Raw genomic sequence first — 8504 nt, 5'->3', positions numbered from 1 at the left:
ACCTTTGAAGAAGTTTGAGAAGGCGCGGTCGAGATGCCGGAGCGACTGTTGCAAGCAGACATTGGACACCTCGGCCAGAAACGCCGTGTCCGGCTGTTTCTTGAGGGTGGTGAGCGCTTTGGCGGTGGCGTTGTAGCCCATGCGCTCTTGACGCTCGAACCAGGCATCGGTGCGCTGGCGCAGGAAGTGGTTGTAGACATAGCGCACACAGCCAAACGTCCGGGCAAGCTGGTCAGCTTGCTCGGACGTGGGATAAAACCGATAGCGGTAGGCACGGTGTACGGTCGTCATGGCTAAAAATTAACGTGGTAAATCTAGCATGTCAACTAAGAGGCGCTGCGCGCCTCGCGCTATCCTGCCTCGGCCTAAAAGGCCGAGGTTTGACGCGCATTTTGATTAAATCGTGCGCCCTCAGGCTTCACAAGGTGCGTCGTGGAAGGGCCGGATAACAGGCAGACAGCCGAGCTTTTTTCCGCTAGGGTAGCGGCTCCCGCTGCCAAACGACGACGCCCGAGATGCAAGAGTTACTCAACGATATTGCCGCCGAGTTGGCCCAGGAAACCGAGCGCGGCAAAATGGCTGATTACATCCCTCAGCTTGCCCATGTAGACCCCAGCCAGTTTGCCATTAGCCTAGCCACGGTAGAGGGCGAGCGCTTTTCGGCGGGCTGCGCGACCACGCCCTTCTCGATTCAGAGTATTTCCAAGGTATTTACCTTGACCATTGCGCTGGGGAAATGGGGCGATGGACTGTGGTCAAAAGTAGGCCGCGAGCCTTCCGGCGACCCGTTCAACTCCATCGTTCAGCTAGAGCATGAGGGCGGCAAACCGCGCAACCCGTTCATCAATGCCGGGGCCATTGCGGTGGTGGATGCCATTATGATGGGCCACGAACCCAAAGAGACTCTGGCCGAAATTTTGAGCTTTGTGCGCTACATCGCAGACGACAACAGCATCTGTTTTGATCATCAAGTCGCTGCGTCGGAAATGGAGCACAAAGATCGCAACGCTTCGCTAGCCCACTTTATGAAAGCCTTTGGGCGGCTGCGCCACGATGTCGATAAAGTGCTCGGCACCTACTTTCACCAGTGCGCTATCGCCATGAGCAGCGAACAGTTGGCCCACGCCGGGCTGTTTCTGGCCTCCGATGGAGTCAACCGCCCCAGCAACCTGCGGGTGGTATCGCCCCAGCGGGCACGGCGGATCAACTCGCTGATGATGATGTGCGGCCACTACGACGCCTCGGGGGAGTTCGCCTTTCGCGTGGGCCTGCCAGGCAAAAGCGGCGTGGGCGGCGGCATTTTAGCCATCGCGCCGGGGCGCGGTTCGCTGGCGGTATGGTCGCCAGGGTTAGATCGCTATGGCAACAGCCTACTAGGCGCACGGGCGCTGGAGATGTTCGTACAACGCACCGGCTGGTCGGTGTTTGGGCACTAGCCGTGGGCGCTTTCCAACTGTTCAGCGTACTGGGCAGCTTCCCAGGCCTGCACTTTGCGTTTCACATCTAGCCCCCAACGGTAGCCGCCTAGCGCGCCGCTTTGCTGAATCACCCGGTGGCAGGGAATCCACAACGCCACCGGGTTAGCCCCCACTGCATTACCCACCGCCCGCGATGATTTCGGCGCCCCCAGCGCCTGGGCAATATGGGAGTAACTGGCAAGCTGCCCGTCCGGAATCATCAGCAGCGCTCGCCAAACGTTCAGCTGAAAATTGGTGCCGCGTACGTGTAGCGACAGCGCCCCCGGCGCAGCCGTTTTCCCTGGCTCGAACAGCGCATCGACGGCATAGCGGGTCGCCTCTGGCCGGTGGCGCACGGTACTGCGCGGCCACTCAGCGGCGAGCTGAGCCAGCATCTCTGCCTCGGGCGTGGCGGCCAGAAACCCCATTCGGCAAATACCCCTTGGCGTCGCTGCCACCAACACTTCGCCAAACGGCGTGGGATGAATGCCGTAAGCAATCTCCACGCCCTCCCCTTGGCGCTTAAACTCGCCAGGCGTGACCGCTTCCAGTGTCACAAAATGATCGTAAAGCCGCGAGCCACCGCTTAGCCCCAGCGCCTGGGCGGTATCGGCCAGGCTTTGCGCCGAGGCAATGAGCTGTTTACCCCGCGCCAGCGTCAGCGCCTGCAAAAAGCGCTTGGGGCTAACGCCTGCATAGCGGCAAAACAGCCGCTGAAAATGGAACGCGCTCAAATGCACCTGCGCCGCCACCGTCTCCAAACTCGGCTGCTGGGTGGCGTTGGCCACCATAAAGGCCATGGCTTTTTCGATGCGGGCGTAGTCGTTCATTGCTTCTATCTCACGGGTAAGGCTAAGGGATAACGCTCACAGTAGTTCAAGCTTAACCAGCGAAGGCCCCAGGGCCCACCCGAATCTTGCTCAGTTTGCATCCCTTTTATCGCCAAATGCCCAATAAACGCTACGCTGGACATTATCTCCCTACACCCACAGTATGGGCCTCCGGAAGGATCGCCATTGCCATTTACGTCAGGAGGACATCATGGACAGTACCCCCCCGAACCAACGGGATGCGGTAAAACTGTTCGCCCGCTTGGGCTACGCCTCGCGGGGGGTCGTGTATTTACTGGTAGGCGGCTTAGCCGCGCTCGCCGCGTTTGGCCAAGGCGGCCAAACCGAAGGCAGCCGCGGCGCGCTTGAAAGCGTACTAACCGCCCCCTTCGGCAAAGTGCTGCTGGGCGTTATTGCATTGGGGTTAGTGGGCTATGCCGTATGGCGCACGCTGCAAGCCCTTCAGGATACTGATCACCACGGCAGCGGCACTAAAGGGCTGGCGATTCGCGGGGGCTTGCTGGTTAGCGCCGTTACGCATACGTTCTTGGCCTTTTTTGCTGCCAAGCTTGTGGTTCATATCGGCGGCTCTAGCGGCTCAGGAGATGGTTCTGAAAGTGCGGCCAGTTGGCTGATGCAGCAGCCCTTCGGGCGCTGGCTGGTGGCCGCAGTCGGCATTGCGCTGATTGGCGCGGGCATCGCCCATGCCATTAAAGGCTGGAAAGCAAAATTCGACCGCCACTTCTCAATGCCTGCCAAAGTGCAGCGCTGGGCTTACCCAGTATGCCGCTTTGGTTTAGCGGTGCGTGGCTTGGTATTTGTTATGGTTGGCAGCTTCTTTATCCTAGCGGCTTACCAGTTCAACCCTAACCAAGCGGGCGGCACGACCGAAGTGTTCAGCACGTTAAGAGGCCAAGCCTTGGGCCAGTGGCTGCTCGCGTTTGTGGCTGTTGGGCTATTTGCGTTTGGCGTGTATAGCTTATTAACCGCTGTTTACCGCCGTATTAACCCTTCCCTGTAGCGCTCCTATGGCCTTTACATCAACGCGTACAAAGCAGTGGTTTGAGCGTATTAACGGCTCGAAAAATATGTTGTGGCTGCTCGCCACCCTCTCCTTTTTAGAAACCATTATTCTGCCGATTCCCATTGAACTGGTATTAATCCCGCTAATGGCAGTGAACCGGCAGCGCATCTGGGCTATTGCCGCCGTTACCACGCTGGGCTGTTTAGTGGCTTCGATAGTGGGCTACGGCGTGGGCATGGTGCTCTACCAATCCCTCGGCACGTGGTTTATCGAATTTATGGGGATGGAGCAGAGCTATCAGGCGTTTCAAGGCTTCTTTGACCAGTACGGCTTTGCAGCCATTCTCGCCATTGGCATTTTGCCGATTCCGTTTCAGGTGGCGATGATTACCGCCGGGCTCTCGGGCTACCCCATCGCGCTGTTCGCCCTGGCCGCCCTCATCGCCCGCGGGCTGCGTTACTACGGACTAGCATGGCTGGTACACCGTTTTGGGCACCGAGTGGAAAGCATGTGGAAACGCCATGCGCTGAAGACCAGCCTAGCGCTGGGCAGTGTGGTGCTTCTGCTAGTCCTGGGGATGCAGGCACTGGCGGGGCTGATCGTGTAGAAAACACACTAGCCGCCAACGTTGGCGGCTATTGATGGGCGCGAATCACGTTACTGCACGTAGTAGCCGCTCACTCGCCACGTGCCCTCTTCCAGATGTGGCGTGACGACTTCGACCACGCGCTGGTTATTCGTGAACTGGGTTTTAAAAGCGAACTCTTTGTAGTCGTTGCGCGGCGCCCCAGGCATCGAGGTGTACTGCGACATGCGGATGCGCCGCCGCGACTCGACGCTGCCCAAATCGTTGCGGGCCAGCGTCACCACGCGCTGCAGCATGGTGGGAGAAAGCGGCGTCTTCAACAGCGGCGACGACTTTTCCCAAGCCTGCTCATATTCACCTTGATCGATCGCTTCCAGCCAAGCGAGCGCGGCCGCTTCCGCCGCCTCGGTGGTAGACGCCTGTACATAAGAAGTCATCGCCAGGAGCAACGCATAGAGAATGAGAGCAAAGGGTTTTAGCATGGCAGCCTCGTATGGCAATCGAATGTGTCGTGCGACTTTAGTAGTTATCGGACCATCACACAATTTCTTTAATCACATTAACCCTAAAGCGCTAGCCAGGCTGTGAAAGAGTGCAAACTTGATCGCCGCTTGGCCAAGCCACTCCTACGCCTTCTCAAACTCCAACCGCTCGTTTACTATGCGCCTCCTCATTTATGTCAGCCCTCACCATTAGGCCACTATGTCCGTCAACGCGCTCTACACCGACCTGTCTGGCTACTACGATTTGATGTGCGTCGACATCGACTACCTGGCCCAAAGCCACGCCATTCGTCGCCTGCACCAAATTTTTGGTAATGAAGGCAAACGCCATTTGGACTTAGCCTGCGGCACCGGCCCTCACGTGCGTTATTTTCTGGATGCTGGCTACACCAGCAGCGGGTTGGATATTAACCAACCGATGCTGGATATTGCCGCCCAACGCTGCCCAGAGGCGCACTTCTCACTGCAGGATATGAGCAGCTTTGAGGTCGACGAGCCGCTGGATCTCATCACCTGCTTTCTCTACTCCATCCACTACAGCGATGGCCTGGACAAGCTCGGCGACTGCATCGCCAGTGCCCACCGCGCCTTGAACGAGGGCGGCGTGTTCTGCTTCAACGCGGTGGATAAGCAGCGGATCGACAACGCGCTGTTCGTCAAGCACACGGTCCAGCAGGCGGAGGATAGGTTCACTTTCCGCTCCGGGTGGCACTACAGCGGCCAAGGGGAGCGGCAGTCGCTGCGGCTGAGCATCGAAAAGACCACGGCGGAGACAACGAAGGTGTGGTACGACGAGCACCCCATGGTGGCCGTCAGTTTTAGCGAACTCATCGCCCTGCTGGAGCCTACCTTCGAGGTGCACGTGTTTGAGCATGATTACCAGACCATCACGCCCTGGGATAACGTCTCAGGCAATGCGATCTTCGTATGTGTGAAACGCGAGCACCTCGCTTAACCGTTATCGTTGGGGCGAAGCTGCCGCTGAATGCCCATCAGGAAATTACGCAGCATTTGGTCTTTGCACTCGCGGTAATTCTTGTGGCTGGGCTTGCGGAAAAACGCGCTGAGTTCGTGAGGGCTAAGCGGCAGGCCCATCTGATCGAACACTTTTAAAATATCCTCTGCCTTCATGTTCAGCGCGATGCGCAGCTTCTGGAACACCATGTTGTTGTTCAGCTGCGATTCTGGCGCAGGCTGCGGGCCTTCACGCTTGCCGCGCTTAAAGCTGATAAAACCGTTCAAGAACGCGGCCAGCTCGCGGTTCTTCATCGTGACGAAAGCGTCGTCTTCGTCTTTTTTTAGCCACGCGGTGACCTGCGGCTGGGTAACGGGCACTTCTGCCAGCGCGAAGATATCCACGATGGTATTGTCTTTTAAATCAAAGGTGTAGCGGATACGGCGAAAAATATCGTTGTTGGTCAAAATCAGGTCCTAACCGGTAGTTAATGTTGCCAGCAGCTCATCAATTTCTGCTTTAAGTTCGTTATCTTCAATAGTGTGGGCACTGGCCTGGGCCTGCTGCAAGCGTTCAATCGCCGCCTGGTTGTCGCCCAGCTCCACTTGCAGTGCCGCCATGGAAAAACCAATCGAGGCAATGTGGTCGTTCGACTGCTTGGCTACCGCCTTATCCAGCGCTTTTTGGTAGATGGGCAGCGCGTCTTCTAGCTCTTCGGTGAAGTCGGCCAGGGTTTCCCACTGCTCTGGGTGGTCTTTCCCGGTATTCTCGTGCTCGGTGCAGATCGCCTCAAGCTCGGCATACAGCGCTTCAAAAGTGGCGCGGTCATCTTTGGCAGCCGCCTTCATCAGCTTTTCGGCAAGCTCGTACACCGCCTTGTAAATTTTGGTGTTAATCATCGACCACGACTCTGTTCATTCGGAATGGAGACAAAACGCCCTACATGCGTGTGCGTTTAGCGTCATGACAGGATTATACCTGGTTGGGATGGAGGCACGGGCAAAACCGCGGCCTTTGTGCTGCCGTTGCTGGAAAAATTCAGCAAAGCCGCAGAGCCGCTGCGCGGTAAACGCATTCGTGCGCTGATCCTCGTACCCACCCGCGAGCTAGCGGTTCAGGTGGAAGCCAGCGTGGCCCAATACGCCAAGCATACCCCGCTCACCTCAATGGCCGCGTACGGCGGTATGGATACCGCGCCCCAAAAGGAGCGTTTGATCGAAGGCGTGGACATTCTGGTGGCCACACCGGGCAGGCTACTGGCCCTCGCCAGCTTGCCTGCGCGCCGTTTGCAGCAGGTTGTCGGCCACGCGCGCATAGTGGGCGTAGCTCTCGTCAGACGACGAAGCGTGCACCTTGGCGGTCACGCTGCGCTTGAAATCGGTCACTTCCTCTGGGCGCTCATCGATCAGCAGGGCATACAGCTTGATCTCGGGATACGCCGCCGCCACGGCCTGGCAGATATGCTTCAACAGCGTGGTTTTCCCTGCCCCCCCCCCCGGCGGCGCCACGATCAGCCCGCGCTGCCCCATGCTAATGGGCGTGATCAAATCCATCGCCCGCACACTGTGCTCACGAACGCCATTGGCCAGATAAAGGCGCGGGGAAGGATAAATGGCGGTGCCGTTGAGAAGGCTAATACATCCGCAACAGCCGTTGGTTATGCATTATTCATAGTGGCTCCAGGCCTGAGAACTTCCACCACTCGCTCGTCATCGAGCACTTGATAGACCAGGTGATGCTGAATATTGATGCGGCATGAATAGAACCCCGCAAGATCACCCACGAGTTTCTCAAACGAAGGCGGCTTGCGGTATAGGTCTTCCGCTACCAGCGCTAGCCGTTCCTGCGCTTTTGGTTTGAGGCCGCGGGAGGCCAGCTTCGCAGCGGCGCGACTTTATCGCGTCGGCCTGCCTTGCCTTGTTATGGGTGCTTTGCCATGATATACCAATATTTGGTATAGGAGTCTCCCCATGGCTAGAAATACCAGCATTACACTCGGCCCCCACTTTGATGAGTTTATAGCCATTCAGGTTGAAAAGGGCCGCTATGGCTCGGTGAGCGAGGTGGTACGTGCCGGACTGCGTCTGCTTGAAGAAACGGAAAGTAAGCTTGAACGGCTCCAACGCCTTCTGGATGAAGGCGAACAGAGCGGAATCGCAGAGTATTCCCTTGAAAGCGTTATTACAGAACTGGACAACGAAGCTCACTGATGCGTCCATACCTGCTCACTTCCTCTGCCCGAAAAGACGTTGTCGAGATAGGCCGCTTCACCACCGAAAAGTGGGGAAAGCGCCAACGCGATACGTACCTCAGGCAGCTTGACGATGCTTTCAAGCTGCTCGCTCGCCAACCTGATATTGGCCGCGATACGGGTGACATAAAACCAGGGTACAAAAAGTTCAGTCAGGGCAGTCATGTTATCTTTTACAGAGCCGGTACGGAATCCAGGATCGTTGTCATCCGAATTCTCCACAACAGTATGGATGTGGAGCAGCATCTTTAACGCCGTTGTTCAGCGGTGCCCTTGTAGCGCAGCGAAAAGGGCATCCGGTGGAGGGCCGTCAGGCCCGGAACGAACTGGAACACTTGGTTAAATGCTGAAGATGGCACGAACCAGGTAAAAACTTGTTGCCCCAATGGCGACAGCAAGTGTGACGTATGAGCCATGGATGAGCCAATAACGCTTTGATTTGTATTGCTCATTTTGCTCCCAGCTCTGTTCGGGTTCAGGCTTGCTCAACTCCTTTGCAAGCGCAAAGAACCTTTTTGCGTCAACTCGAAGCTCGTACAAGCACAAACCTACTGTAGCAACAAATGAGACCAGCGCGACTGACAGCAACCACTTGTCGGTAGCAGACAACTCGCTGCCACCGGATTTGGTAAGTGCGAGAAAAAACACACCAGTGCCACCTGACGAAACCGAGAGAATATAGGCCCGTAGGCGATTCCCTGCGTCTTTGGCCAACTCGTGGTATTTCGCGATCCCTTCAGGCTTATCCATAGGCATTTAACGCCCGGCTTTGCGGCGTGCCGGAGCGCAGCGTAGGCGCGTCCGACAACAGCCGCTTGTTAACCCCGTAGCTCGATGCCTTCTCGAATGACCTCGGGATGACGGGAAGCAATCTCAATGAGCGCTTTTGCTGGACCAG

At 57.1% G+C, this 8504-nt stretch carries 12 protein-coding genes and 3 pseudogenes; 7 read left to right on the top strand and 8 right to left on the bottom strand.

The features are described from left to right. The coding region (locus tag AC13CN_RS11755; protein ID WP_483053173.1) for a helix-turn-helix domain-containing protein at nucleotides 1-291 on the bottom strand (291 nt) is incomplete at its 3' end. 224 nt (nucleotides 292-515) lie between these two features. Here AC13CN_RS11755 and AC13CN_RS11750 point away from each other — a divergent pair. Next, a complete protein-coding gene (locus AC13CN_RS11750) occupies nucleotides 516-1436 on the top strand; it encodes a glutaminase (protein ID WP_044630403.1) in 921 nt (306 codons plus the stop codon). Here the strand turns inward: AC13CN_RS11750 and AC13CN_RS11745 are convergent. Then, nucleotides 1433-2287 carry a methylated-DNA--[protein]-cysteine S-methyltransferase gene (locus tag AC13CN_RS11745; protein ID WP_058579751.1) on the bottom strand — a complete coding sequence of 285 codons (855 nt, stop codon included), beginning with the start codon at nucleotides 2285-2287 and terminating at the stop codon, nucleotides 1433-1435. The two genes, AC13CN_RS11750 and AC13CN_RS11745, sit on opposite strands and share 4 nt — an antisense overlap. Before the next feature lie 211 nt (nucleotides 2288-2498). Between AC13CN_RS11745 and AC13CN_RS11740 the strand changes: the two genes are divergently transcribed. Together AC13CN_RS11740 and AC13CN_RS11735 are read left to right on the top strand one after the other, a co-directional pair. Next, nucleotides 2499-3308 (top strand): DUF1206 domain-containing protein, encoded by an 810-nt coding sequence (locus AC13CN_RS11740; RefSeq protein WP_062363238.1) that lies wholly within the window; start codon nucleotides 2499-2501, stop codon nucleotides 3306-3308. Between the two features lie 7 nt (nucleotides 3309-3315). Beyond that, nucleotides 3316-3918 carry a YqaA family protein gene (locus AC13CN_RS11735; protein ID WP_062363240.1) on the top strand — a complete coding sequence of 201 codons (603 nt, stop codon included), beginning with the start codon at nucleotides 3316-3318 and terminating at the stop codon, nucleotides 3916-3918. 50 nt (nucleotides 3919-3968) lie between these two features. Here AC13CN_RS11735 and AC13CN_RS11730 read toward each other — a convergent pair whose 3' ends face one another. Then, nucleotides 3969-4379, bottom strand: coding sequence for a DUF4019 domain-containing protein (locus tag AC13CN_RS11730; RefSeq protein WP_062374610.1), 411 nt, complete (start codon nucleotides 4377-4379; stop codon nucleotides 3969-3971). 220 nt (nucleotides 4380-4599) lie between these two features. Here AC13CN_RS11730 and AC13CN_RS11725 point away from each other — a divergent pair, with 220 nt between their 5' ends. Continuing rightward, complete coding sequence (locus AC13CN_RS11725; protein WP_253557446.1) at nucleotides 4600-5355, top strand: class I SAM-dependent DNA methyltransferase; 756 nt, start codon at nucleotides 4600-4602, stop codon at nucleotides 5353-5355. On the opposite strand, the gene AC13CN_RS11720 is transcribed toward AC13CN_RS11725, so the two are convergent. Next, nucleotides 5352-5822, bottom strand: coding sequence for a YehS family protein (locus tag AC13CN_RS11720; RefSeq protein ID WP_253557447.1), 471 nt, complete (start codon nucleotides 5820-5822; stop codon nucleotides 5352-5354). The genes AC13CN_RS11725 and AC13CN_RS11720 overlap by 4 nt on opposite strands. 9 nt (nucleotides 5823-5831) lie before the next feature. Continuing rightward, the gene (locus tag AC13CN_RS11715) at nucleotides 5832-6254 is read right to left on the bottom strand and encodes a hypothetical protein (protein WP_044630396.1); all 423 of its coding nucleotides are present in this window, start codon (nucleotides 6252-6254) and stop codon (nucleotides 5832-5834) included. 93 nt (nucleotides 6255-6347) lie between these two features. Between AC13CN_RS11715 and AC13CN_RS11710 the strand changes: the two are divergent. Next, nucleotides 6348-6623 (top strand): annotated as a pseudogene (locus AC13CN_RS11710) (DEAD/DEAH box helicase); the annotation flags it as partial. Here AC13CN_RS11710 and AC13CN_RS11705 read toward each other — a convergent pair. Both AC13CN_RS11705 and AC13CN_RS11700 read right to left on the bottom strand, forming a co-directional pair. Further along, nucleotides 6615-7016: pseudogene (locus AC13CN_RS11705) on the bottom strand (transcription termination factor Rho); the annotation flags it as partial. The pseudogenes AC13CN_RS11710 and AC13CN_RS11705 sit on opposite strands and share 9 nt — an antisense overlap. A gap of 3 nt (nucleotides 7017-7019) precedes the next feature. Continuing rightward, a pseudogene (locus AC13CN_RS11700) lies at nucleotides 7020-7231 on the bottom strand (Txe/YoeB family addiction module toxin). A gap of 94 nt (nucleotides 7232-7325) precedes the next feature. Between AC13CN_RS11700 and AC13CN_RS11695 the strand changes: the two are divergent. Then, on the top strand, nucleotides 7326-7565 hold the full coding sequence (locus tag AC13CN_RS11695; RefSeq protein WP_044630393.1) for a type II toxin-antitoxin system ParD family antitoxin: 240 nt from the start codon (nucleotides 7326-7328) through the stop codon (nucleotides 7563-7565). Continuing rightward, a complete protein-coding gene (locus AC13CN_RS11690; protein WP_058579745.1) occupies nucleotides 7565-7858 on the top strand; it encodes a type II toxin-antitoxin system RelE/ParE family toxin in 294 nt (97 codons plus the stop codon). Before AC13CN_RS11695 ends, AC13CN_RS11690 begins: the two co-directional genes overlap by 1 nt. A gap of 87 nt (nucleotides 7859-7945) precedes the next feature. Here the strand turns inward: AC13CN_RS11690 and AC13CN_RS11685 are convergent, their stop codons facing one another. After that, a complete protein-coding gene (locus AC13CN_RS11685) occupies nucleotides 7946-8356 on the bottom strand; it encodes a hypothetical protein (protein ID WP_253557449.1) in 411 nt (136 codons plus the stop codon). Nucleotides 8357-8504 lie beyond the last annotated feature (148 nt).

This window comes from Vreelandella sp. L-25, from assembly GCF_056857535.1.
The sequence above is the reverse complement of the archived record's forward strand: the minus strand, read 5'-3'. Positions and strand labels throughout refer to the sequence as shown.